At 76.3% G+C, this 22,399-nt stretch carries 23 protein-coding genes; 8 read left to right on the top strand and 15 right to left on the bottom strand.

Annotated elements, in window-relative coordinates:
- Positions 1–1,164 carry an acyl-CoA dehydrogenase family protein gene (locus tag ACYQBY_RS14445; protein WP_459644564.1) on the bottom strand — a complete coding sequence of 388 codons (1,164 nt, stop codon included), beginning with the start codon at positions 1,162–1,164 and terminating at the stop codon, positions 1–3.
- Positions 1,165–1,227: 63 nt separating this feature from the next.
- On the opposite strand from ACYQBY_RS14445, the gene ACYQBY_RS14450 reads away from it, so the two are divergent.
- Entirely contained in the window at positions 1,228–1,893 is a 666-nt protein-coding gene (locus ACYQBY_RS14450; RefSeq protein WP_459644565.1) for a maleylpyruvate isomerase N-terminal domain-containing protein, read from the top strand.
- Between the two features lie 15 nt (positions 1,894–1,908).
- On the opposite strand, the gene ACYQBY_RS14455 is transcribed toward ACYQBY_RS14450, so the two are convergent.
- From ACYQBY_RS14455 to ACYQBY_RS14465, 3 genes are read right to left on the bottom strand one after another with little or no spacing between them, the layout of a single operon-like run.
- On the bottom strand, positions 1,909–3,201 hold the full coding sequence (locus ACYQBY_RS14455) for an MFS transporter (protein ID WP_459644566.1): 1,293 nt from the start codon (positions 3,199–3,201) through the stop codon (positions 1,909–1,911).
- Positions 3,198–3,776, bottom strand: a complete 579-nt coding sequence (locus ACYQBY_RS14460; protein WP_459644567.1) for an ArsR/SmtB family transcription factor — start codon at positions 3,774–3,776, stop codon at positions 3,198–3,200. The genes ACYQBY_RS14455 and ACYQBY_RS14460 overlap by 4 nt, the downstream gene beginning before the upstream one ends.
- A gap of 58 nt (positions 3,777–3,834) precedes the next feature.
- Positions 3,835–4,857, bottom strand: a complete 1,023-nt coding sequence (locus tag ACYQBY_RS14465; RefSeq protein WP_459644568.1) for an agmatine deiminase family protein — start codon at positions 4,855–4,857, stop codon at positions 3,835–3,837.
- Positions 4,858–5,043: 186 nt separating this feature from the next.
- Between ACYQBY_RS14465 and ACYQBY_RS14470 the strand changes: the two genes are divergently transcribed.
- The 5 genes from ACYQBY_RS14470 (at position 5,044) to ACYQBY_RS14490 (ending at position 9,780) form a co-directional block, all read left to right on the top strand.
- On the top strand, positions 5,044–5,931 hold the full coding sequence (locus ACYQBY_RS14470) for a manganese catalase (protein ID WP_459644569.1): 888 nt from the start codon (positions 5,044–5,046) through the stop codon (positions 5,929–5,931).
- 45 nt (positions 5,932–5,976) lie between these two features.
- Entirely contained in the window at positions 5,977–7,152 is a 1,176-nt protein-coding gene (locus ACYQBY_RS14475; protein WP_459644570.1) for a zinc-dependent alcohol dehydrogenase, read from the top strand.
- On the top strand, positions 7,149–7,658 hold the full coding sequence (locus tag ACYQBY_RS14480; RefSeq protein WP_459644571.1) for a hypothetical protein: 510 nt from the start codon (positions 7,149–7,151) through the stop codon (positions 7,656–7,658). The genes ACYQBY_RS14475 and ACYQBY_RS14480 overlap by 4 nt, the downstream gene beginning before the upstream one ends.
- 79 nt (positions 7,659–7,737) lie before the next feature.
- Entirely contained in the window at positions 7,738–9,447 is a 1,710-nt protein-coding gene (locus ACYQBY_RS14485; RefSeq protein WP_459644572.1) for an EAL domain-containing protein, read from the top strand.
- Positions 9,448–9,582: 135 nt separating this feature from the next.
- Complete coding sequence (locus tag ACYQBY_RS14490) at positions 9,583–9,780, top strand: hypothetical protein (protein ID WP_459644573.1); 198 nt, start codon at positions 9,583–9,585, stop codon at positions 9,778–9,780.
- 45 nt (positions 9,781–9,825) lie between these two features.
- Here ACYQBY_RS14490 and ACYQBY_RS14495 read toward each other — a convergent pair whose 3' ends face one another.
- From ACYQBY_RS14495 to ACYQBY_RS14515, 5 genes are all read right to left on the bottom strand, one after another.
- Complete coding sequence (locus ACYQBY_RS14495; protein WP_459644604.1) at positions 9,826–10,407, bottom strand: response regulator; 582 nt, start codon at positions 10,405–10,407, stop codon at positions 9,826–9,828.
- Between the two features lie 59 nt (positions 10,408–10,466).
- A complete protein-coding gene (locus tag ACYQBY_RS14500; protein ID WP_459644574.1) occupies positions 10,467–11,711 on the bottom strand; it encodes a sensor histidine kinase in 1,245 nt (414 codons plus the stop codon).
- A gap of 41 nt (positions 11,712–11,752) precedes the next feature.
- The gene (locus ACYQBY_RS14505) at positions 11,753–12,493 is read right to left on the bottom strand and encodes an ABC transporter permease (protein WP_459644575.1); all 741 of its coding nucleotides are present in this window, start codon (positions 12,491–12,493) and stop codon (positions 11,753–11,755) included.
- Positions 12,490–13,416, bottom strand: a complete 927-nt coding sequence (locus tag ACYQBY_RS14510) for an ABC transporter ATP-binding protein (protein ID WP_459644576.1) — start codon at positions 13,414–13,416, stop codon at positions 12,490–12,492. The genes ACYQBY_RS14505 and ACYQBY_RS14510 overlap by 4 nt, the downstream gene beginning before the upstream one ends.
- Before the next feature lie 137 nt (positions 13,417–13,553).
- Complete coding sequence (locus ACYQBY_RS14515) at positions 13,554–14,186, bottom strand: TetR/AcrR family transcriptional regulator (RefSeq protein WP_459644577.1); 633 nt, start codon at positions 14,184–14,186, stop codon at positions 13,554–13,556.
- A gap of 121 nt (positions 14,187–14,307) precedes the next feature.
- Here ACYQBY_RS14515 and ACYQBY_RS14520 point away from each other — a divergent pair, with 121 nt between their 5' ends.
- Positions 14,308–15,453: an epoxide hydrolase family protein gene (locus ACYQBY_RS14520; RefSeq protein WP_459644605.1), complete on the top strand. Its 1,146-nt coding sequence runs from the start codon at positions 14,308–14,310 to the stop codon at positions 15,451–15,453.
- A 39-nt stretch (positions 15,454–15,492) separates the two neighbouring features.
- Here the strand turns inward: ACYQBY_RS14520 and ACYQBY_RS14525 are convergent, their stop codons facing one another.
- The 6 genes from ACYQBY_RS14525 to soxR form a co-directional block, all read right to left on the bottom strand.
- Positions 15,493–15,714, bottom strand: coding sequence for a hypothetical protein (locus ACYQBY_RS14525; RefSeq protein WP_459644578.1), 222 nt, complete (start codon positions 15,712–15,714; stop codon positions 15,493–15,495).
- Positions 15,715–15,751: 37 nt separating this feature from the next.
- Entirely contained in the window at positions 15,752–16,516 is a 765-nt protein-coding gene (locus ACYQBY_RS14530) for a ThuA domain-containing protein (RefSeq protein WP_459644579.1), read from the bottom strand.
- Positions 16,513–17,598 carry a Gfo/Idh/MocA family protein gene (locus ACYQBY_RS14535; protein ID WP_459644580.1) on the bottom strand — a complete coding sequence of 362 codons (1,086 nt, stop codon included), beginning with the start codon at positions 17,596–17,598 and terminating at the stop codon, positions 16,513–16,515. Before ACYQBY_RS14535 ends, ACYQBY_RS14530 begins: the two co-directional genes overlap by 4 nt.
- Entirely contained in the window at positions 17,595–19,361 is a 1,767-nt protein-coding gene (locus ACYQBY_RS14540) for a glycoside hydrolase family 13 protein (RefSeq protein WP_459644606.1), read from the bottom strand. Before ACYQBY_RS14540 ends, ACYQBY_RS14535 begins: the two co-directional genes overlap by 4 nt.
- A gap of 159 nt (positions 19,362–19,520) precedes the next feature.
- Positions 19,521–20,267 (bottom strand): PIG-L deacetylase family protein, encoded by a 747-nt coding sequence (locus tag ACYQBY_RS14545; RefSeq protein ID WP_459644581.1) that lies wholly within the window; start codon positions 20,265–20,267, stop codon positions 19,521–19,523.
- Between the two features lie 79 nt (positions 20,268–20,346).
- Complete coding sequence (soxR, locus tag ACYQBY_RS14550) at positions 20,347–20,817, bottom strand: redox-sensitive transcriptional activator SoxR (RefSeq protein ID WP_459644582.1); 471 nt, start codon at positions 20,815–20,817, stop codon at positions 20,347–20,349.
- Between the two features lie 112 nt (positions 20,818–20,929).
- On the opposite strand from soxR, the gene ACYQBY_RS14555 reads away from it, so the two are divergent.
- The gene (locus ACYQBY_RS14555) at positions 20,930–22,297 is read left to right on the top strand and encodes an MFS transporter (RefSeq protein ID WP_459644583.1); all 1,368 of its coding nucleotides are present in this window, start codon (positions 20,930–20,932) and stop codon (positions 22,295–22,297) included.
- Positions 22,298–22,399 lie beyond the last annotated feature (102 nt).

A 22,399-nucleotide genomic window follows, 5' to 3' on the forward strand; every position in this document is an offset into this window, starting at 1 on the left:
TCAGTCGGCGAGCAGGGGCACGTCCAGCAGCGCCCGGCCCGTCCAGGTGCGGAGGATGTCGGTGGTGGGGCTCATGACGTGCGCGGCGCGGGCGTCGCGCAGGTGCCGCTCCAGCGGGGAGCGGTCGCGGTAGCCGATGCCCCCGACGAGGGTCATCGCCTCGTTGGCGACCTGCACGGCGCAGTCGGCGACCTCGGCCTTGGCGGCGCACAGGCCGGGCAGGGCGTCGGGCCCGCCGGTGTCGGCCTCGGTGGCGGCCCAGCGCACCAGCGACCGGGTCCGCTGCACCTGCGCCCACAGCTGCCCGAGCCGGTGCTGCAGGACCGGCTCGGCGGCGAGGGAGCGGCCGGAGTGGGCGTGCCGGCGGGACCTGAGGTGCCGGCCCGCCTCGGCCAGCGCGGCCTGCGCGACCCCGAGGTAGGTGCCGGCCATGGCGACGAGGAAGTAGGGGGCGACGACCTCGAAGACGTACCAGATCTGGTCGCCCTCGGCGCCGAGCAGGCCGTCGTGGGGCACGTGCACGGCGTCCAGGCGCGCCCGGCGGGAGGAGTTGCCGCGCATGCCGATCCCGTCCCAGCCGCCGACCCACTCCAGGCCGGGGGCGTCGCCGGGGACGACGACGCAGGAGAACTGCCCGGAGGGGGCGTCCTCGTCGGCGGCCACGGTGGACAGGACGTAGGAGTCGGCCCGGCCGCCGTTGGTGACGAAGCTCTTCTCCCCGTCGACGGTGTAGCCGTCCTCGGTGCGCCGGATCTGGGTCTGGGGCAGCCAGAACTGCGCGCCGGTGCCGGGCTCGGACAGGGCGAGGGTGGTGAGGTGCTCGCCGGCCGCGATGGGGGAGAGGTACTCCTTGACCTGGGTGTCGGTGGCCTTGGCGGCGATGACGGCGGTGGCGACGACGTGCATCCCGAAGCAGAGGCCGCTGGAGGCGCAGGCGGTGCCGAGGACCTCGCTGACGCCGGCGAGGGCGCGCAGGCCGAGACCGGAGCCGCCGACGTGCACGGGGGCGGCGAGGCCGCCGAGCCCGGCCTCCTGCAGTGCCTGCAGCACCTCCACGGGCCAGTTCCCGGCGTCGGTGTGGGCGGCCAGCGGCGCGGCGACCTCCGTGGCGATCCGGTCCGCCCGGCGCACGGCCTCCTCCACCGTCCCGGGTGAGGTCTGCATCGACCCACCGTAACCACGGCAGGGGAACGGGGCCACGTGTGGGCGGGTGCCTACCATGCCCGGATGCTGCCTCCTGCCGGTGACGTGACGGGTGAGCCGACCGCGGACCTGGCCGGTGACCTGCTGGCCGTGGTGGCCGCCGCCGCGGACGCGCTGCGGGACACCGCGGAGGAGGAGTGGGACCGGCCGGCCGCGGGCTCGCGCTGGTCGTGCTGGGAGGTGGGTGAGCACGTCGTGGACGACCTGCTGGCCTACGCCCTGCAGCTGGGTCCGCGCCGGCCGCCGGCGGGGGAGTACCTGCCGGTGCAGTACGGGGCGGACCGCACGGGGGGTCCGGCGGTGATGCTGCACGTGGAGCGGACGGCGGGGCCGGCGGGGCTGCTGGACGTGCTGGAGTCGGCGGGCGCCCTGCTGGCGGCGGCGGCGCGCTCGGTGCCGGCGGGGCGGCGGGCGTACCACCCGTCGGGGCTGTCGGACGGGCCCGGTTTCGCGGCGATGGGCTTCGTGGAGACGGCGGTGCACGTGCACGACGTGGCCCTGGCCCTGGACCGGCGCTGGGAGCCGGACCCCGCGGCCTGCGAGCGGGTCCTGCGGCGGCTGTTCCCGCACGTGGAGCGCCTGGAGGACCCGTGGCGGGACCTGCTGTGGGCGACGGGCCGCACGGAGCAGCCCGGCCGGGAGCGCCTGCAGCGCTGGCGCTGGTACGGGGCGGTGCCCGGCGGGGCCTGAGGCCCGCCGGGCCGCTCAGGGGGTGCCGGGCCGGGTGGGGGGTGTGCCGAGCTCCCGCCAGGGCCCGCCGCGCAGGGGGGCGAGGGTGAGCAGGAGGTACAGGCCGCCCGCGACGAGCAGGGTGGGGCGCAGCCCGGCGGCGTCCACGGCGAGCCCGGCCAGCAGCGGCCCGAGGGGCGTCCCGAGCCAGGCGAGGGCGGCGACGAGGCCGAGGACGCGGGCGCGGGCGTGCACGGGGGTCCGCTCCAGCAGCACCGCGTCGATGATCGGGTTGATGGACCCGGCCGCGAGCCCGGCGGCGGCGAAGACCGCGAGCAGCACCGGCAGGGGCGGGGCGAGGGCGAGGGCGAGGAACGGCGGGGCGCCGCAGACGAGGTAGGCGGCGGTGAAGACGGCCCGCCGGGGCAGGCGGTGCCCGACGGCGGCCCAGGCGAGGCTGCCGAGGAGCGCGCCGCCGCTGAACACCCCGAGGAGCAGGCCGGTGGCGGCGGGGTCGCCGAGGACGCGGGTGCTGTGCACGGGCAGGAGCACGCCGAGCTCGGCGGAGTCGAGGACGTTGGCGAGCAGCACGAGGAGCAGCAGGGCGCGCAGCAGGGGCCTGCCGAGGACGGTGCCGAGGCCGTCGCGCAGGTCCCGCAGCCAGCCGGCGCCCTTCCCGTCCCCGTCGGAGGCGGCCCGCGCGCCGGGGACGTCGTGGGGGGCGCTGCGGGGGACGCACCGGGCGACGAGGAGGGCCGAGACGAGGAAGGTGGCGGCGTCGGCGGCCAGGGCCCAGGGGGCGCCGGCGGTGGCGACGAGGAGCCCGCCGAGGGGGGCGCCGAGCATGCGGGAGCCGCGGTCGGCGCTCGCGATGAGCCCGGTGGCGCGGCCCACGGGGGTGCCGGCGGTGGCCGCCAGCTCGGGCAGGAGCGCGTAGCGGGAGGCCTGTCCGGGGACGTCGAGGAGGCCGGCGAGGGCGACGAGGGCGAGCAGCGCCCACAGGGGCAGGCCGGTGGTGACGTGCAGCAGGGGGACGGCGCCGATGGCGGCGGCGCTGGTGAGGTCGGCGGCGATGCTGGTGCGGCGGTGGCCGACGCGGTCGGCGAGGACGCCGCCGAGGGTGCCGCCGACGACGACGGGCACGGTGGCGCAGAACGCGGCGAGGCCGGTGAGGGCCGCGGAGCCGGTGGTCTGCAGGACGTGCAGGGGGACGGCGACGAGGGTGACGGCGTTGCCGCCGGTGGAGATGCCGTGGGCGGTGAGGAGCCCGGCGAGGGGGCGGCGGCTGCGCTGGGCGGCGGCGCTGGCGGTTCCCGCGGGGGCGCTCACGCGGGCTTCCGGAAGGTGGAGTACACGAACCAGGTGGGTGCGGCGTCCTCGCGGCCGGGGTCGCTGCGCAGGTGCCAGCGCTCGGCGAGGGCCTCGAGCTCGGCGCTGAGCTCGGCGAGCTCGGGGGCTCTCAGGTGCAGGACGAGGTCACCGCTGACGGCGGCCTCGACCCACTCGCGGGGCAGTGACGCCTCGGCGTCGAGATAGCGGGCGTGCTCGGCGGCGAGGCCCTGCTGGACGGTGCGCTGCAGCTCGCGGTAGGCGGTGGCGTGCCCGGGGCCGGCGTACTCCTCGGGCGGTTCCCAGGAGGAGACGTCGTGGGCGGCGCGCCACCAGCGCTCGCGGCGGTCGCGGGCGAGGTGGGGTGCCTGCTCGACGAGGCCGGCGGCGGCGAGCTTGCCGACGTGGTAGCTGACGGAGCCGGGGGCCTCGTCGAGGACGGCGCAGAGCTGGCCGACGGTGCGGGGGCCGGAGGTGCGCAGCTCGCCGAGGAGGCGCAGGCGGGTGGGGTGGGCGAGGGCGCGCATGGTGGCGGGGTCGCGGACGTGCGCGACGGTGCGCCGGGGTTCGGGCATGCCGCCACGCTAGGAGCACGACGAATGTTGCACAAGAAGTCTTGTGGAATCTCGCGGGTCAGGGGGCGAGCTGCGGCTGGACGGCCCGGTGCACCCCGCCACCCGCGGCGAGGACCGCCCGCGCGTCCACCACGTCCACCGCCCGCTCCGGGAACACCCGGCGGAACAGCGCCACCACCTCCGCCTCCCGCACACCGCCCACCCCGCCCAGCAGCACCGCCCCGTTGACCAGGTAGAAGCCCAGGTAGGTGGCGCCCGCGAGCTCCCCGTCCACCTCCGGCGCCGGCACCTCCACGACCTCCAGCCGCCGCCCGCGCGCGTCCTCCGAGGCCCGCAGCAGCCGCACGGTCTCCGCGCAGACCTCGTGGTCGGGGTGCCGCGGGTCCGGCTGCACGTGCGCCAGGACCAGCCCGGGCCGGGCGAAGGCCGCGACGTCCGCGGGCCCGTGCGCGCCGGCGCCCGCCCCCCGCGGCAGCCACACCGTGCGCTCGACGCCCAGGGTGCGCCGCAGCTCCGCCTCCGCCTCCGCGCGGGCCGGGCCGGGGTCGCGGCCCGGGTCCGGCAGCACCGCCTCCGGCACCAGCGCGGTGCCCTGCCCGTCCACGCGCACCGCGCCCCCGGCCGCCGGCACGAGGGAGGACTCCACGAGCGGCACCCGCGCCAGCTCCGCCACGCGCCGGGCGAGGAGCCGGTCGCGCTCCGGGGCCGCCCGGCCGACCGCGGCGGCGGTGCCGTCGGCCCCGCGCACGAACACCGGGCCGCTCTCGCGCAGCCACACCCCGCCCGGGGGGACCTCGGCCACCTCGGCCACCTCCGCGCGGCAGCGCACTGCGGCCCGCGCGGCGGCGCCCTCGCCGGCGCGGGCCAGGACCGTCACGGGCTCGTGGTGGGCCACGGCGCAGGCCAGCGCCGCCCACGCCTCGCGCGCGGCGGCCAGCCGCTCGCCGCCGGCGGCGCCGAACGTGCCGTCCGCCGTCGGCCACGCCAGCCAGGTGCGGGCGTGTGGCGCCCACTCCGGCGGCACCCGGCGGTGCACGGGCGGGAGGGACGGGACGGCGGGACCGGCGACGTCGACGGGCATGGGCCGCATCAAACCACCGGGGCCCGGCGGCCGGGGGGCACCGGAGCCTGTGAACTGCCGCGGTCCGGGTGTGAACACCGGCGGGGCGGGTAGGGCGCCGGTGCAGCGACGTTCAACCAGATCGAGACCAGCACGGCGCCCCGGCGAGCGGGGCGCGGTACCCGCAGCAGACCACCGGAGGTACGCGTGTTCTTCCACCGCCAGGAGCTCCAGCACGAGGCGAAGCCCGACCAGCCCGACGCCATCTACGCCCGCAAGCTCCAGGAGGCGCTCGGCGGGCAGTACGGCGAGATCACCGTCGCCATGCAGTACGGCTTCCAGGCCTGGAACGTCCACATCCCGGGCAAGTACCGGGACCTGCTCTACAGCATCGCGACGGAGGAGTTCGGCCACGTCGAGATGCTCGCCATCATGATCGCCCGGCTGCTGGAGAAGGCGCCCGTCGGCATCGTCGAGGACGCCGTGCAGAACGACCCGACCGTGGCCGCGGTCGTCGGCGGCATGGACGTGCAGCACGCGATCGTCGCCGGGGCCGGTGCGCGCCCCGTGGACTCCAACGGCAACGCGTGGCAGGGCTCCTACATCACCGCCAGCGGCAACCTGCTGGCCGACTTCACCGCCAACGCCAACGCCGAGCTGCAGGGCCGCCTGCAGGTGGCGAGGCTGTGGCACATGACGAACGACAAGGGCGTGCGGGACATGCTCTCGTTCCTCATCGAGCGCGACACCATGCACCAGCGGCAGTGGACGGCCGCCGCGATGGAGCTGCAGGCCGAGGGCCTGGAGGGCATGCCGGTGCCGGACAAGTTCCCGCGCGACAAGAAGTACCTGGACGCCGGCCGGCAGTTCATCAACTTCTCGAACGGCGCGGACGTCGCCGAGGGCTCGTGGGCGAACGGGCCCATCCCGGACGACCCGGAGGGCGCGCGCTTCGAGTACCTGCCGGAGCCGAACCAGGGCGTGCCGCTGGGCGACGTGACCCGTCCCGACCCGCGCTTCTACGGCACCACGGACAAGAGCAACACCGTGGAGAAGGTCACCGCGGTCGTGAAGGACAAGCTCAACCGCGGCTGAGCCGAGCGCCGCGGAACGACCACCCGGACCCGACCTGGAGGAACGATGCGCGCAGTGACGTGGCAGGGCACCCGCTCGGTGGAGGTGCGGGAGGTACCGGACCCGCGCGTCGTCGAGCCCACCGACGCGGTGGTGCGCATCACCTCCACGGCCATCTGCGGCTCCGACCTGCACCTGTACGAGGTGCTGGGTCCCTTCATGGCGAAGGGCGACGTCGTCGGCCACGAGCCGATGGGGATCGTGGAGGCCGTGGGCCCGGCCGTGGGGAACCTGCGGGTGGGGGACCGGGTGGTCGTCCCCTTCAACATCTCCTGCGGGCGGTGCTTCATGTGCTCCCGCGGGCTGCAGTCGCAGTGCGAGACGACGCAGGTGCGCGCGCAGGGCTCGGGTGCGGCGCTGTTCGGGTACTCGGAGCTGTACGGCTCGGTGCCCGGCGGGCAGGCCGAGCTGCTGCGGGTGCCGCACGCGGACTACGGGCCGATCAAGGTCGGCACGGACCTGCCGGACGAGCGCTACCTGTTCCTCTCCGACGTGGTCCCGACCGCCTGGCAGGCGGTGGCGTACGCCGACGTGCCGGCGGGCGGGACCCTGGCGGTGCTGGGGCTCGGCCCGGTGGGGCAGATGTGCGCCCGGATCGGCCGCCACCTCGGGCTGCGGGTCGTCGCGGTGGACCCTGTGCCGGAGCGGCGGGTGATGGCCGAGCGGCACGGCGTCGAGGTGCTCGACCTCTCCGACGACGTGGCGGACGTGCTGCGGGAGCTGACGGACGGGCGCGGCCCGGACTCCGTCGTCGACGCGGTGGGCATGGAGGCGCACGCCTCGCCGGTGGGGAAGTTCGCGCAGAAGGCGGCGGGCCTGCTGCCGGACGCGATCGCGCGCAAGGCGATCTCGACGGCGGGGGTGGACCGGCTGACGGCCCTGCACACCGCGATCGACGCGGTGCGGCGCGGCGGGACGGTGTCCCTGTCCGGCGTGTACGGCGGGGAGGCCGACCCGATGCCGATGATGACGCTGTTCGACAAGCAGGTGCAGCTGCGGATGGGCCAGTGCAACGTGCGGCGCTGGATCGACGAGCTGCTGCCGCTGGTGGAGGACCCGGCGGACCCCCTCGGCACGCTGGACCTCGCCACGCACCGGGTGCCGCTGGAGGAGGCGCCGGCGATGTACGAGACCTTCCAGAAGAAGGAGGACGGCTGCATCAAGGTGGTGCTGCAGCCGTGACGTCGCGGACGGACCCGCTGGCGATCTACCTGAACGACCACTACGCCGGGGCGGCGGCCGGGCTGGCGCTGCTGCGGCGGGCCTCGACGGTGCACCGGGACCCCCAGGTGCGGGCGGTGCTGGCGGAGCTGGCGCGGGAGGTGGGCGACGAGCGGCGCACGCTGCGGCAGCTCATGCGGGCCACCGGGGCGCCGGTGCACCGGGCGAAGGTGGCGACGGCGTGGCTGGGGGAGCGGGTGAGCCGCCTGAAGCCGAACGGCCGGGTGGTGGCGCGCGCGCCGCTGAGCGACTTCCTGGAGCTGGAGGCCCTGCTGCTCGGGGTGCACGGCAAGTGGGCGGGGTGGCGGACGCTGCTGGTGCTGGCGCGCACGGACCCGCGGCTGCCGGTGGCGACGCTGGAGGAGCTGGCGCGCACGGCGGAGCGGCAGGTCGCCACGATCGAGGACCTGCGGGCGCGGGTGGTCGAGGCGGCGTTCGCCGAGCGGGAGGTGCCCCGGACGGCGTAACGGAATGCGCTCTCACGCGATCCTGTCGACACGTACTGTGCACATACTGTGACTCAGTGTGTTGGACAAGGGGGACCGCATGACTGCGCTCACGGACGCCATCGAGGATCTCGTCCGCATCGGCGACCACACCGACGAGGCCTCCGTGCTCCGGCGGACCGCCGACGTCGCCGTCCGCAGCACCGGGGCGGCCGGCGGGACGGCCCTGCTGGTGGGCCCCACGGGCGTCACCCACAGCGCCTCCGCGGGAGCCGCCGGCAACCCCGTCGTGCCCGTCCCCCTAGCCGACCCCACCGTGCAGGACGTGCTCCGCGCCCACTGCCTCGTCCGCCGCGGTCCCCGCGGCTCCACCACGGGCGGGATCCTCGGGGCGCCGATCGTCAGCGACGGCCACGTCCTCGGCGTCCTGTGCCTCACCGCCCCCGCCGGGACCGCCTTCACCGACGACCACGAGGTCGTCGCCGCCGCGCTCGCCCGCCAGGCCGCGCAGACCGTCACCGGCCTGCGCGCCCAGCGCACCGCCAGCGAGCTCGGCCGGCGCCTGCAGGAGCAGCCCCCCGCCACCACCACGGCCGTCCTGCGCGACGCCGTGCAGGACGAGGACCCGATGCGCGCCGTCGACCGGATCCTCGACGTGGCCCGCAGCCACCTCGGCATGAAGCTCGCCATCGTCTCCCGCGTCGGCGACGGCGTGCAGCGCTACGACCGGCTGGCCGGGGACGCCGACGCCTTCGGCCTCGCCGTCGGGCAGGCCGTGCCCCTGGAGAACACCTACTGCCAGGCCGTGCTCGACGGGCGCATCACCGGGCTCATCCCCGACGCGGACGCCGACCCCTTCGCCTCCGCGCAGAACCGCCGCCTCGGCCTGGACATCGGCTCCTACGCGGGCGTGCCCCTGTGCACGCCCGGCGGGGACCTCTACGGCACCCTCTGCACGATCTCCCCCGCGGCCGAGCCCCTCGTCCCCGCCGACCTCGGCTTCCTGCGCGCGCTGGCCGACCTCGTCGGCGACCAGCTCGCCCGCCACCAGCGGCACGAGGGCGAGCGCCGCCGGCGGGAGTCCGCCGTCGCCGCCTGCCTCGCCCCCGGCGGGCTGCGCTCCGTCGTGCAGCCCATCGTCGACCTGCGCACCGGGCTGGTCGCCGGCGTCGAGGCGCTCTCCCGCTTCCCCGGCTGGCAGGGCGGCAGCCCCGCGGACGTCTTCGAGGCCGCGCACCGGGTCGGCCGCGGCACCGACCTGGAGCTGGCCGCGATCGACGCCGCCCTGCGGGCGCTGCCGAGCCTGCCGCCGGAGGTCTACCTGTCCGTCAACGCCAGCCCCGCCACGGTGCTGGACGAGCGGCTGCTGCGCCGGCTGGCGGCGACCCAGCGCGGGCGGATCGTCGTGGAGATCACCGAGCACGTCGCGGTCGCGGACTACCCGCCGCTGCTGGCGGCGCTGGACCGCCTCGCCAAGCTCGGCGTGGCGGTGGCCGTGGACGACGCGGGCTCCGGCTTCGCCAGCCTGCAGCACGTGCTGACCGTCTCCCCGCAGGTCATCAAGCTGGACGTGGGCCTGGTGCGCGGCATCGACACCGACCTCAGCCGCCGTGCCCTGGCCCGCGCCATGGTGCTGTTCGCGGACGAGCTGGGCGCCCGGCTCGTCGCGGAGGGCGTGGAGACCCCCGCGGAGCTGGACACGCTGCGCGAGCTGGGGGTGCGCTACGGCCAGGGTTTCCACCTGGCCCGGCCGGCTCCCGTGGCGGAGCAGGCCCTGCTGGCGCCCGGCGCCCGCCACCCCCTCACCTGACGGCGCGGGCCCGCTCCCCTCGCTGCGCGGTCCCGCTTCCCTTCGCTGCGCGGTCCCGCTTCCCTTCGCGACGCGGCCGGTGCACCATGCACCCGGCGTACCGAGGGGTGCGCGTGGTGTGCGGGAGGAGCCGACGTGTCCGCTGCTGAGGGGTTCCAGCCCCGGGTGATCGACCTGGACGGCTCGCGGCGGGCGCCCCTGGCCCGCCGCGTGCCCGGGGCGAGCGGGCAGCCCGCGCCGGGCACCCTGCCTCCCGCGCGCCCCGCCGTCCCCGGGGACGTCCTGGCCGAGGTCGCCGACGCGCTGGGGACCGTGGACGACACCCGCGGCTGAGCGCACCGCGCCCGGCCGGGCGGTCCGCCCGGGTGCGCCGCCCGGTCAGGTCCGGGGCTCCCGCGCGGCGAGCAGCCCCCGCTCGTAGCCGGCCGCCACGGCCGCGGCCCGGTCCCCCACCCCGAGCTTGCCGTACACGTGCACCAGGTGCGTCTTCACGGTGGCCTCGCTGATGCTGAGGCGCCGCGCCGCCTCCCGGTTCGTGCAGCCGTCCGCGACCAGGCGCAGCACCTCCACCTCCCGCCCCGACAGCGGCTCCGGCACCGGGCCGCGCATCCGCCCGAGCAGCCGCGTGGCCACCGGGGGCGCCAGGGTGGACTGCCCCCGGGCGGCGGCGCGCACCGCGCGGACGAGGTCGGCGCGCGGCACGTCCTTCAGCAGGTACCCGGTGGCGCCCGCCGCGATCGCGGAGGCCACGTCGTCGTCGGTGTCGTACGTCGTCAGCACGAGCACCGCGGTCCTGCGGGGCCGGCCGGCGAGCACCCGCAGGGCCTCCACCCCGCCCATCCGCGGCATCCGCAGGTCCATCAGCACCACGTCCGGGGCGAGGGCGTCCACCTGCGCGACCGCCTCCGCGCCGTCGGCCGCCTCCCCGACGACCTCGAACCCCGGCTCCGCCGACAGCATCCCGCGCAGCCCGTCGCGCACGACCGGGTGGTCGTCGACGAGCAGCAGCCGCAGCGCGCTCACGCGGGCACCCCCGCGCGGTCGGGTGCGGTCAGCGGCACCTGCGCGGAGACGGCGGTGCCCTCGCCGGGGGCGCTCTCCACGTGCAGGGCCCCGCCGACCAGCGCGATCCGCTGCCGCATCGACTCCAGGCCGAACCCGGTGCCGGGCACCTCCGCGGGGTCGAACCCCACCCCGTCGTCGCGCACGTCGAGCGTCACCGCGTCGCCCATCCGGGACAGGGTCACGGTCACCTGCCCGGCCCGGGCGTGGCGGCCGGCGTTCGCGAGGGCCTCCTGGGCGGTGCGCAGCAGGGCGGAGCCCACCTCGCCGGGCACCTCGACGGGCTCGCCGGTGACGACGAGGCGCGCCGCCGGGCCCGCCCTGCCGGTGAGCCGCGCGAGGGCTGTCGGCAGGTCGTCGTCCTCCAGCGCCGCCGGGCGCAGGGCCTGCACCGCGCGGCGGGTCTCCGCCAGGCACTCCCGCGCCGACTCCACCGCCCTCTCCACCCGCTGCGCCCCGGCCGGGCCCTCCGACTGCGCCGCCTGGAGCTGGGTGACGATCCCGGTGAGGCCCTGCGCGATGGTGTCGTGGATCTCCCGGGCCAGGCGCGCGCGCTCGTCGAGCACCCCCGCCTCCCGCGCCTGCGCGACGAGCTGGGCGTGCAGGCCGGCGTTCTCCGCCTGCGCCTTCCGCAGCCGCCGGTTGGCCTCGGTGAGCTCCGCGACCGCGGCGCGGCGCTCGGCCATCCGCTGCTCCGCGAGCAGGCCCTGGGAGGAGAACAGCGTCACCAGCGCCGCGTTGAACGCCCACAGCAGGAGGAAGCCCAGGACCTTGACCGGTGACGGCTCCGGCGGGCCGGCGGACTGCGACAGCGCGACGAGCACCGCGGTGGCCGCGATGCCGCACAGGGCCGCGGGGAAGCGGAAGAAGCGGATCGCGTCGATGTAGCCGACCCAGGCGAGGACCCCGTAGAACGGGTTCCCCAGCACCAGCACCAGGCAGAGCACCCAGCGCACGGCGTACCAGGCCAGCGCCACCCGGGGCGGGCGCGGCCGGTGCTCGAACCACGCGGTGAGGGCACCGGTCAGGACGGCGACGCCCAGCAGCTGCCACCACCGCTCCCACGTCGACCAGCCCTGCGCGGTGAGGACCGCCGCCAGCGCCGCGGACACCACCAGCAGCGGGTACGGCAGCAGCCTCTCCCAGCGCTCCAGGCGCACCGCCCAGCCCTCCGAGGTGGAGAACGCCCCGTCCTCGGCCACCACGCCTCCCCGCGGTCGTCCTGGTGCGCCCGTGCGCCGGATCACTCCCACCGGAAACGTCTCACGGCCACGGCCAGCGGCACCAGGGTCCAGACCACCAGGACCAGCACCCGCAGCCCGCCCACGGGCTCCCCGGCCGTCGCGTCCTGCATCGCCAGCGCCGCGGCCCCCAGGGGGGTGAGCTCCCCGGCGCGCTGCACCAGGGGCGGCAGCACGGCCAGCGGCACGTACAGCCCGGACAGGAGCATCATCGGGAAGAACAGCAGGTTGCCCGTGACCGAGGCCGTCCTGGAGGTGCGGCTGAGCGCCGCGACGAGCAGCCCCACGGACAGCATCGCCAGCAGGCCCAGGACGAGCACCCCCAGGAACGGCGCCGGGTCGGCCGGTGTGCGCGCACCCAGCGCCGCCCACCCCACCGCCAGCAGCAGCACGACCCCCGCGACCCCCGTGGCGCCCGACACCAGCAGCTGCGCCAGCAGCACCTTCACCGGGCCGACCGGGGTGGTGGCCAGGCGCCGCAGCACCCCCCGCTCCCGGTACGCGGCGAGCGTCCCGGGCAGGACGTGCAGCCCGAGGAACGCCAGCGCCAGCGTCACGTTGATCGGCACGTACAGGTCGAGCAGCGTCAGCCCGCCCAGCCCGTCGACGGGCTCGCGGAAGGGCGGGACGAGGGCGAACACCCCCAGCAGGACCGTGGGGAAGAGGACGACCCAGAACGTCGCCAGGGGTTCGCGTGCCATGAGGCGCGCCTCGCTGCGCACCAGTTCCGCCTGCGCGCTCACGGGCGCACCTCCTCGTTCCGCGTGGTGTTCCCCGTCAGCGCCAGGTAGGCGTCGTCGAGGGTGGTCTGCTCGATCCGCAGCCCGCGTGCCACGACGCCCTCGCGGGCCAGCACGGACATCACGGCGTGCACGAGCTCGCCGCGGCCGTGGACGTGCACGGCGCCCGCCGACGCCACCACGGACGTGACCTCCGGCAGCGCGCGCAGCACCGCGGGGTCCAGCGGCGCGGAGGGGGTGAAGCGCAGCGACTGCTCGCCCGCGGCGCGCTCGACGAGCCCGGCGGGGGTGTCCAGCGCGACGACCCGCCCGCCGTCGAGGACGGCCGCGCGGTCGCACAGGCGCTCGGCCTCCTCCATGAAGTGGGTGACCAGGACGACGGCGACGCCGCGCTCGCGGACCACGTCGCGCACGATCTGCCACACGTCGCGGCGGGCCTGCGGGTCCAGGCCGGTGGTCAGCTCGTCGAGGACGGCGATGCGGGGTGCGCCGACGAGGGCGAGGGCGAACGACAGCCGCTGCTTCAGCCCGCCGGAGAGGTTCCGGTAGGCGGTGGCGCGGTGCCCGGCGAGGCCGAGGGACTCCAGCAGGTCGTCCACGCCGACGGGGTCGGGGTGGAAGGAGGCGAACAACCGCAGCGCCTCCCCCACCCGCATCCGGTCGGGCAGCGCGCTCTCCTGCAGCTGCACGCCGATGGCGGCGCGGGCGACGTCGCGGCGGGCGCGGGGGTCGACGCCGAGGACGCGCACGGTGCCGGAGTCGGGGGCGCGCAGGCCGGCGACGCACTCCACGGTGGTGGTCTTCCCCGCGCCGTTGTGGCCGAGGAGCCCGAACACCTCGCCCTCGTCGACGGTGAAGGAGACGCCGTCGACGACGGTGCGCTCCCCGTACCTCTTGGTCAGGTCCTCCACGGTGATGACGGGCATGACGTCGACGCTAGGAACCCGGCCCGCGCCGCGGATCGCCTGCGCAGGGGCGCCGGTGCCGTCCAGTCGGCGCGCCCGAGGTCGACCGATCGGTGGAGCGGTCCGGGCGGGTCCCGCGGGAGAGGCGCGGTGGTCCCTCAGCGCTCGTCGCGGGCGAAGAGGTCCTCGACGAGGTCGTCGGGCGGTGCGGGGGCCGGCAGCCGCGCGTGCTGCAACCCGGCCAGGGCGATGGCCAGCGCGCGCCGCCACAGGTCGGGGGCGACGTCGCGCGAGGCGTCCACGACGCTGCCCACCATGACGTGCACGGCGACCAGGTCCGCGGACGTGACGCCGGCCGGGAGGCGCCCGGCGCGCACGGCCCGGTCGACGAGCTCGCGGACGAGCGGTGTCATGCGCTGGTGGGCGCGGTGCGCGATGGCGTGGGAGCCCTTCTGCCCGCGCAGGATCTCCCCGAGCGCCCGGTCGCGGGCCTCGAGCTCCAGCTGGCGCTCGAGGAACCCGGTCAGTCCCTGCCAGGGGTCCTCGTGCCGCGCCGCCTCCTCGGCCATCCGGCACACGGCCTCGACGTGGTCCCCGAAGAGGGCGTCGACGAGGTCCTGGCGGTCGGGGAAGCGCCGGTAGACGGTGCCCATCCCCGTGCCGGCCGCACGGGCGATCTCCTCGTAGGAGACGTCGAGGCCGCGGCGGGCCATGAGCTCCCCGGCGACGGTCAGCAGGAGCCGGCGGTTGCGCTCCGCGTCGCGGCGCAGCGGCGGGGGGGTGGGCGGCACGCGACGACCCTACCGAAACGGAAGATGTGCTGCTAAGTTGAAGAAACCTTCCGGTTCTCTGCGACCGCGACCCCCTCGACACCGGAGCACACCCGTGAACCCTGCACCGCCCCCGTCCGCCGTGACGCCCCACCCGATCCGGGTGCCCGACTCCGAGCTGGAGAACCTCAGGGCCCGCCTGTCCGCCACCCGCTGGCCGGACGCGGCGACCGCCGCGGGACAGGGTCCGGAGCTGCAGCGCCTGCGGGCCCTGTGCGACTACTGGGCCGACGGCTACGACTGGCGTCGCTGCGAGGCCGACCTCGACGCCCTCGGCTCCTCCCGCACGGTCCTCGACGGCCTGGGGATCCACTTCCTGCACGTCCGCTCCGCCGAGCCCGGCGCCAGGCCCCTGCTGCTCTGCCACGGCTGGCCCGGGTCCGTCCTGGAGTTCCGCCGCATGATCGGCCCCCTCACCGACCCCGTCGCCCACGGTGGCCGGGCCGCCGACGCGTTCCACGTCGTCGTCCCCTCGATGCCCGGGTTCGGCTTCTCGGACAAACCCACCACCGCCGGGTGGGGGGTCGCACGCACCGCCGACGCCTGGATCACCCTGATGCGCCGCCTCGGCTACGACGGGTGGTTCGCCCAGGGAGGCGACTGGGGCGCGGCCGTCGTGGACGCGATCGGCCGCCGGCCGGGCTCGGGGTGCGTCGGGCTGCACTTCAACATGCCCCTGGTCTTCCCGACGCCGCAGGAGCTCCGGGAGGCGACCCCGGAGGAGCAGCGGATGGCCGCCCGGGCGCAGGAGTACGCGACCTCGCAGGACGCCTACTCCCGGGAGCAGTCCACCCGCCCGCAGACGATCGGGTACTCGCTGGCCGACTCACCGGTCGGCCTCGCGGCGTGGATCTACACCCTGTTCGAGGACGTGGCGGACCACGACGGCTCCCCCGAGGACGTCGTCGACCGCGACGAGATCCTCGACGACATCATGATGTACTGGCTGCCCAACGCCGGTGCCTCCGCCGCGAGGCTGTACTGGGAGGCGCGGCAGGAGCAGGCCGCCGGCCGGGGAACGCCGCAACCCGGCCCGACACCGGCCGGTTTCAGCATCTTCCCCGCGGAGGCGGTCCAGGCCTCCCGGCGGTGGGTCGAACGCCGCTACGCCACCGTCCTGCACCACGCCCGGCTCGAGCGCGGGGGGCACTTCGCCGCGCTGGAGCAGCCGGAGGTGCTCACCGAGGAGATCCGCGCGACGTTCCGCGCGCTCCGCTCCGCCGCCTGACCGGGCACCTCCCCGGCCCGGCCGCGCCCACCGGGGGCGTCAGGCGGTGAGGGTCCCGGCGGCCAGCGCGCCCGCGAACAGCGCCAGGACCAGCAGCACCACGACGGGCTCGACGGTGCGCCACGCCACGGCGACGGGGCCGGGGCGGCGGGGCTGGTCGTACTCCGCACCCTCCCCGGCGCGGTCGGTGCCGAGCCAGTACCGGCCGAAGGAGGAACCGACGACGGCGAGGGGCGCCCAGAGCGCGCGGAGGATGCTCACGCTCCCTCCCTCGGCATCCGGGCGCCCCTCCTTGAGCTCAGCCCTGCGCGCCGCCGTCCCAGCGCCGCTGCGCGTGCGACACCCCCAGCGGCTCGCGCTCCACACCGGGGCGGGCGGCCCAGCGCACCCCGTTGGCGAGCACCCTGCGCACCTCGGCCTGCTGGTACACGGGGTACTCCTGGTCCCCGGGGCTGAAGTAGAAGATGCGGCCCCTGCCGCGCCGCCACGTCATGCCGGAGCGGAACACCTCGCCCCCGGCGAACCAGCTGATGAAGATCAGCTCGTCGGGCGGGGGCACGTCGAACGGCTCGCCGTACATCTCCTGCACGGGGATGACGAACGGGTTCGGGATCCCCTCGGCGATGGGGTGGGTGGTGTCGACGGTCCACACGACCTCGCGCTCGCCGTCGTTGCGCCAGTCCAGGGAGCACGTGGTGCCCAGCAGCCGCTTGAACACCTTCGCGAAGTGCCCGGAGTGCAGGACGAGCAGCCCCATCCCGCCCAGGACGTGCCGCTGCACCCGCTCGGCGACCTCGTCGGAGACGTCGCCGTGCGCGGCGTGCCCCCACCACAGGAGGACGTCGGTGCCGGCGAGGACGTCCTCGGTCAGGCCGTGCTCGGGGTCGGCGAGGGTGGCGGTGCGGATCTGCGCGCCGGGGAGGTTCTCCGCGAGGCCGGCGGCGATCGCGCCGTGCATCCCGTCGGGGTAGTACTCCCGGATGTCCGCGGGGTGGTTGTTGGTCTCGTGGACGTTCTCGTTCCACACGGTGACGCGGAGCGCCGTGGGGTCTGCGACGGTCACAGGTGGACCTCCCTCTGCTCGCGGGCGGATCGGTAGCAGGCGTCGATGACGCGGGCGCGGTCCAGCGCGAGGGAGCCGTCGTGGGCGGCCCACCCGGCGGGCTCGCCCCGCACGACGCCGACGAACTCCTCCACGACGGCGCGGTGGCCGCGGCCGGGGGAGGCGGTGATGGTGTGGTCGGCGGGGTGCCCGGCGCGGTCGGTGAACACCCGCACGTCGGCGACCGGCACGTCGGTGGCGCCCACGGCGCGCCACTCCACACCGCCGTCGGTGCCGTAGGCGGTGAAGTCCATGACGTCGACGGGGTCGCGGTAGGTCGCCCAGCCGCTCTCCAGCAGGAGGGTGCCTCCGCCCTCCAGGCGCAGGAACGCGGAGGCGAAGTCCTCCACCTCGTACGCGGAGTCCTCGTGCCCGAGGGTGTCGCGGTCGCTGCCGCCGCGCCCGCGCGGGCCGAGCTCGGCGTACGTGGCGGCGGTGGCGGACAGCACGCGGGGCTCGCCGAGCAGGTGCAGGGACCAGTCGAGGACGTGCACGCCGATGTCGACGAGGGGGCCGCCGCCGGACATCTCCTCGTTGACGAACCAGCTGCCCATGCGGGGGATGCCGGTGCGCCGCAGCCAGGACCCCTTGGCGTAGTAGGGCCTGCCGATGCGGCCGCCGGTGATGACGTCCGCGACGGCCTGCACGTCCCCGCGGTGGCGGTGGTTGAACACCACGTCGAGGACGCGCCCGGCCTCCCGCGCCGCGTCGACCATGGTCTGCGCCTCGTCGCCGGTGCGGGCGACGGGTTTCTCCGACAGGACGTGCGCGCCGCGCCGCAGGGCGGCGATCGCGATGGGGGCGTGCAGGTAGGTGGGCACGGCGATGCTCACCGCGTCCAGCCCGGGCAGCTCGACGAGGTCCTCCCAGCGCGCGAACAGCGCGGGCACCCCGAAGCGCTGCCCGAGGTCGGCGAGGAGGCCGGCCTCCTGCCCGGCGAGGGCGACGACCTCGACGCCCCGGATGCTCGAGTAGGCGTCGAGGTGCTGCTGCCCGGCCCAGCCGAGCCCGACGACCCCGACGCGCAGCGGCCTGTCCGTCACGCCGACCCCTCCCGTCCCCGATCGTGGTCCAGAACCCTGCGGTGCACCCGTGCCTCCCACGGTCGTAGTTCCCCGGTGTCCCCCGGCGCCTCGCCGGGGACGTTCCCGAGCAGCACCTCGCTGCCCGTCCAGCTCTCCGGGACCTCCACCGCCGCCGGTTCCCCGGACACGTTCGCCAGCACCAGCAGCTCGGTGCTCCTGAGGCGGCGGGTGAAGGCGTACACCTGCTCGTCGTCGGGCAGCAGCATGGTGAAGTCCCCGTGCGCGACGACGGGCTCGCCGTGCCGCAGCGCGATCAGCCGCCGGTAGTGGGTGAGCACGGAGTCCGGGTCGTCGCGCTGGGCGGCGGCGTTGACCTCGCGGAAGTCCGGGTTCACCGGCAGCCACGGGGTGCCGGTGGTGAAACCGGCGTGCTCGCTCGCGTCCCACTGCACGGGGGTGCGGGCGTTGTCGCGGCCCATGGCGCGCAGCCCCGCGAGAACGCTCTCCTCGTCGGCCCCGGCGGCCACGGCCTGCCGGTGGTGGTTGAGGGACTCGATGTCGCGGAACTCCCCGATGTGCGTGAACGGGAAGTTCGCCATGCCGAGCTCCTCGCCCTGGTAGACGTAGGGCGTGCCGCGGTGCAGGTGCAGCAGCGTGCCCAGGCACGTCGCGGAGCGGACCCGGAACCCCGGGGAGTCGTCCCCGAAGCGGGACACCACGCGCGGCTGGTCGTGGTTGTTCCAGTAGAGGCTGTTCCAGCCGACGTCGGCGAGCCCGGCCTGCCAGCGGCCGAAGGAGGCCTTGAGGTCCGTCAGCCGCAGGGGGCGCGGGTCGAACTTGCCGCCGGGGCCGTGGTCGAGGCCGACGTGCTCGAACTGGAACACCATGTCGACCTCGGCGCGGGCGGGGTCGGTGAACAGCCGCGCCTCCTCCAGCGTCACCCCGGGCATCTCCCCGACGGCGAGCAGCTCGGCGTCGCGGCCGGCGAACACCTCCCGGTGCATCTCGGCGAGGAACTCGTGGATGCGGGGGCCGTTGGTGAAGTGCGGTGAGCCGTCGCCGTACGGGGAGCCGTCGGCCCCCGCGCCGTCGGGCAGGGAGCCGTCGGGGCGGACGGCCTTGGAGAGCAGGTTGACGACGTCCATCCGGAACCCGTCGACGCCCCGGTCGAGCCACCAGTTCATCATCGCGTACACGGCGGCGCGCACCTCGGGGTTCTCCCAGTTCAGGTCCGGCTGCTTGCGGGAGAACAGGTGCAGGTAGTACTCACCGGTGGCCTCGTCCAGCTCCCAGGCGGGGCCGGAGAAGAAGCTCTGCCAGTTCGTGGGCTCGGCCCCGGGCTGCCCGGCGGCCATGCCCCCGCGGGGCGGGCGCCACCAGTACCAGTCCCGCTTCGGGGAGTCCGCCGACGACCTCGACTCCACGAACCAGGGGTGCTCGTCGGAGGTGTGGTTCACGACGAGGTCCAGGACGAGCTTCATGCCGCGCCGGTGCACCTCGGCCAGCAGGGCGTCGAACTGCTCCAGGGTCCCGAACACCGGGTCGACGTCCTGGTAGTCGCTGATGTCGTAGCCGTTGTCGTCCTGCGGGGACGGGTACACCGGGGAGAGCCACACGACGTCCACGCCGAGGTCGGACAGGTGGTCCAGGCGGGCGAGGACCCCGCCGAGGTCGCCGACGCCGTCGCCGTCGGAGTCCGCGAAGGAGCGCGGGTACACCTGGTAGACGACGGCGTCGGACCACCACGCGGGGGCCTGCCCGCCGGAGGGGGCGGTCGTCACCTGCTCGCCGGGGTGAGCGGTCGTCGCGGTCTCACCGGAGGGGGCGGTCGTCACTGGCCTGCTCCTGCCACGGGTGCTGGGCGGTCGGGTCGCTGCGCCCGAGCCTCGCACAGCACACCCGCTCCCGCCGCGCAGGCCGCCGCAAGTCTTCCAGCGGCCTCAGGACCCCCCGACCGCCAGCTCGAACGTCACGGCGGGCCGGCCCCCGAACCTCGCGGTGCCCACCGACAGCACCATGTCGTACACGGCGCGGGCCTGCTCCTCCGGCGGCTCGTCGGCCAGGGCGGCCAGGTAGGTGCGGTGCTCCAGCAGGGACGCGACGCCCGCCCCCACGGTGTCGCCCACGTCGACGGCGTGCGTGGGGTGCGGGGAGCCCGCGACGGCCACGTAGCGGACGCCCGCCCACGGCTGGAGACCCTCCTCCACCAGCTCCGGGAAGATCCATCGGTTGCCCGCGTCGGCGACGGCGTCCAGGGCGCAGCGACCGACGGCCCGGTGGTCGGCGCTGTTCCACGACCCCGGCCCCCACGTGTCGTGGTGGTTCACGGTGACGACGAGCTCGGGGCGGTGGCGCCGGATCGCGCGGGCGATGTCCCGCCGCAACCGCGGACCGGCCTCCACGACGCCGTCGGGGTGGCCGAGGAACTCCACCTCCCGCACGCCGACGAGCGCGGCGCTGGCCCGCTGCTCGCGCTCGCGCAGGGGGGCCGCCTCCGCCGGGGAGAGGGTGTCGATGCCGGCCTCGCCGGAGGTGGCCATGACGTAGGCGACCTCCTTGCCGGCGGCGGTCCAGGCGGCCACCGCGGCGGCGGCCCCCCACTCCACGTCATCGGGGTGCGCCGCGATCGCGAGGGCGCGCCGCCAGTCGTCGGGGAGGGGCTGCAGGGGCGGGAGCTCGGGGTTCACGGGGGTCCTCCTCGTCCGTCGGTCGCGGTGCCGGGCACGAGCCTGCGACCTGCACCGGGGTCGAGGTCAAGGGGCCCGCTCAGGCCGAGGCGGCCTCGCCCTCCTCCGCCCGGCCGCGCAGCAGCCGCGAGCCCGGTCCCCGGGAGCGCTCGGCGTCCCCGGGGTTCACCACCCGGCACGAGCGCAGCGACAGGCACCCGCAGCCGATGCAGCCGGTCACGTCGTCCCGCAGCCGCTGCATCGCGGCGATCCGCTCGTCCAGCTCCGCCCGCCACGCGCGGGACAGGCGCTCCCAGTCCTCCCGGGAGGGCGCCCGGTCGGCGGGCAGGGTCGCGAAGGCCTCCGCGACCTGCGCCAGCGGCACCCCGACGCGCTGCGCGACCCGGACCAGCGCGAGGCGGCGCAGGACGTGCCGGGGGTAGCGGCGCTGGTTCCCGGCGGTGCGGGTGCTGGTGAGGAGGCCCTTGCGCTCGTAGAAGTGCAGTGCGGAGACGGCCACCCCGCTGCGGGCGGCGACCTCCCCGACGCTGAGGCCCTCGTCCGCTCGCACGGTGCCAGCATGGCCGGGTCCCGCGCGGACCTCAAGGGTGGTCGAGGTCGCCGGGCGGCTGCCGCGGAAACCGCGTTGACCTCGACCGCGGTTGAGTTCCTACCGTCGCCGGGTGAGCACCTCCACCACCGCACCCACCCGCGCCCCGCTCCTCGCCCGGCCCCACCGCGCCCTCGTCCTGGGCATCGTCGGGCTCGTGGCGCTCACCGCCTTCGAGGCCGTCGCCGTCGCCACCGCGATGCCCGTCGTCGCCCGCGACCTCGGCGGCCTGCACCTGTACGCGCTGGCGTTCGCGGCGCCGCTGGCGGCGAGCATCGTCGGTGTCGTCGCGGGCGGCTCCTCCAGCGACGCCCGCGGTCCCCGCCGGCCGCTGCTGCTGGGCCTGGTGCTGTTCGTGGCCGGTCTGCTGCTGTCCGGCCTGGCCCCGTCGATGGAGGTCTTCACCGCCGGGCGCGCCGTGCAGGGCCTGGGGTCCGGGATGCTCGTCGTCGCGCTGTACGTCGTCGTCGCCCGCGCCTTCCCCGCCGGGCTGCAGCCGCGGGTGTTCGCGGCGATGGCGGCCGCGTGGGTGCTGCCCGCGATGGTCGGCCCCGCCGTCAGCGGGCTGGTCGCCGAGCACCTGGGCTGGCGGTGGGTGTTCCTCGCGACACCGCTGCTGGCCGCGGCCGCCGTCGTGCCCGTCGCCGGCCGCCTGCCCGGCGACACCCCCGGACGGGCGGCCGGGGACGCCCGGACCCGCCTGGCCTTCTCCGCGGCGCTGGCGCTCGGGGCGGGCGCGCTCCACCTGGCCGGGGAGCGCGGCGGGACCTCCGGCGCGCTGCTGGCGGCGGCGTCCCTGGCCCTGGTGGTGGCCGGCGCGCCCCGGCTGCTGCCCGCCGGGACCGTGCTCGCCCGGCGCGGCCTGCCCGCGGTGGTCGCGCTGCGGGGGCTGGTGTTCGCGGCGTTCACCGGTGCGGAGGTGTTCCTGCCGCTGCTGCTGACGGCCCGGCGGGAGCTGCCCGTGGCGGTCGCGGGGCTGGTCCTCACCGCCGGGGCGCTGGGGTGGTCGGCGGGCTCGTGGTGGCAGGGCCGGCGGGAGGTGCCGCCGGACGCGGAGGCGCTGCGCGCGGAGCGGGCCGGGCTGCTGCGGCTGGGCCTGGGGATGCAGGCGCTCGGCATCGCGGTCGCCGCCGCGGCGCTGCTGCCCGCGGTGCCCGTCGCCGTCGCGCTGGCCGGGTGGCTGGTCGCGGGGTTCGGCACGGGGCTGGCGTACCCGGTGACGTCGCTGCTGGTGCTGGGGATGTCGCCGGAGGGGGAGCAGGGCCGCAACTCCTCCGCGCTGCAGATCAGCGACGCGCTGGTCGCGACGGTCGTGCTCGCGGCGAGCGGTTCGGTGCTGGGGGCGCTCGGCGCGCAGGACCCCCTGTCCTACGCGGCGGGTTTCGCGGTCGCGGGCGGTGCGGCGCTGGTGGGTGCGCTGCTCGCGGGCCGGGCGCGCTGAGGCGGCCCGGCGGTTCCGGGCGCGGACGGTTCCGCTGCGGCCGTCGCGCGACACGCCGCCCGCAGCGGCGCGACACGCCGTACCTCCGCCCGGCGGTGCAGC

This window comes from Kineococcus anabasis, from assembly GCF_054590795.1.

What these genes read in the sequence shown, in the direction of transcription:
- ACYQBY_RS14495 (WP_459644604.1), bottom strand. Translation starts at nt 10,407, where the DNA reads ATGCTGTCGGCGGAGCCGGGGTTCGAGGTCGTCGGGGAGGCGGCCGAC.
- ACYQBY_RS14510 (WP_459644576.1), bottom strand. Translation starts at nt 13,416, where the DNA reads ATGCCCGTCATCACCGTGGAGGACCTGACCAAGAGGTACGGGGAGCGC.
- ACYQBY_RS14445 (WP_459644564.1), bottom strand. Translation starts at nt 1,164, where the DNA reads ATGCAGACCTCACCCGGGACGGTGGAGGAGGCCGTGCGCCGGGCGGAC.
- ACYQBY_RS14485 (WP_459644572.1), top strand. Translation starts at nt 7,738, where the DNA reads ATGACTGCGCTCACGGACGCCATCGAGGATCTCGTCCGCATCGGCGAC.
- ACYQBY_RS14450 (WP_459644565.1), top strand. Translation starts at nt 1,228, where the DNA reads ATGCTGCCTCCTGCCGGTGACGTGACGGGTGAGCCGACCGCGGACCTG.
- ACYQBY_RS14475 (WP_459644570.1), top strand. Translation starts at nt 5,977, where the DNA reads ATGCGCGCAGTGACGTGGCAGGGCACCCGCTCGGTGGAGGTGCGGGAG.
- ACYQBY_RS14460 (WP_459644567.1), bottom strand. Translation starts at nt 3,776, where the DNA reads ATGCCCGAACCCCGGCGCACCGTCGCGCACGTCCGCGACCCCGCCACC.
- ACYQBY_RS14465 (WP_459644568.1), bottom strand. Translation starts at nt 4,857, where the DNA reads ATGCCCGTCGACGTCGCCGGTCCCGCCGTCCCGTCCCTCCCGCCCGTG.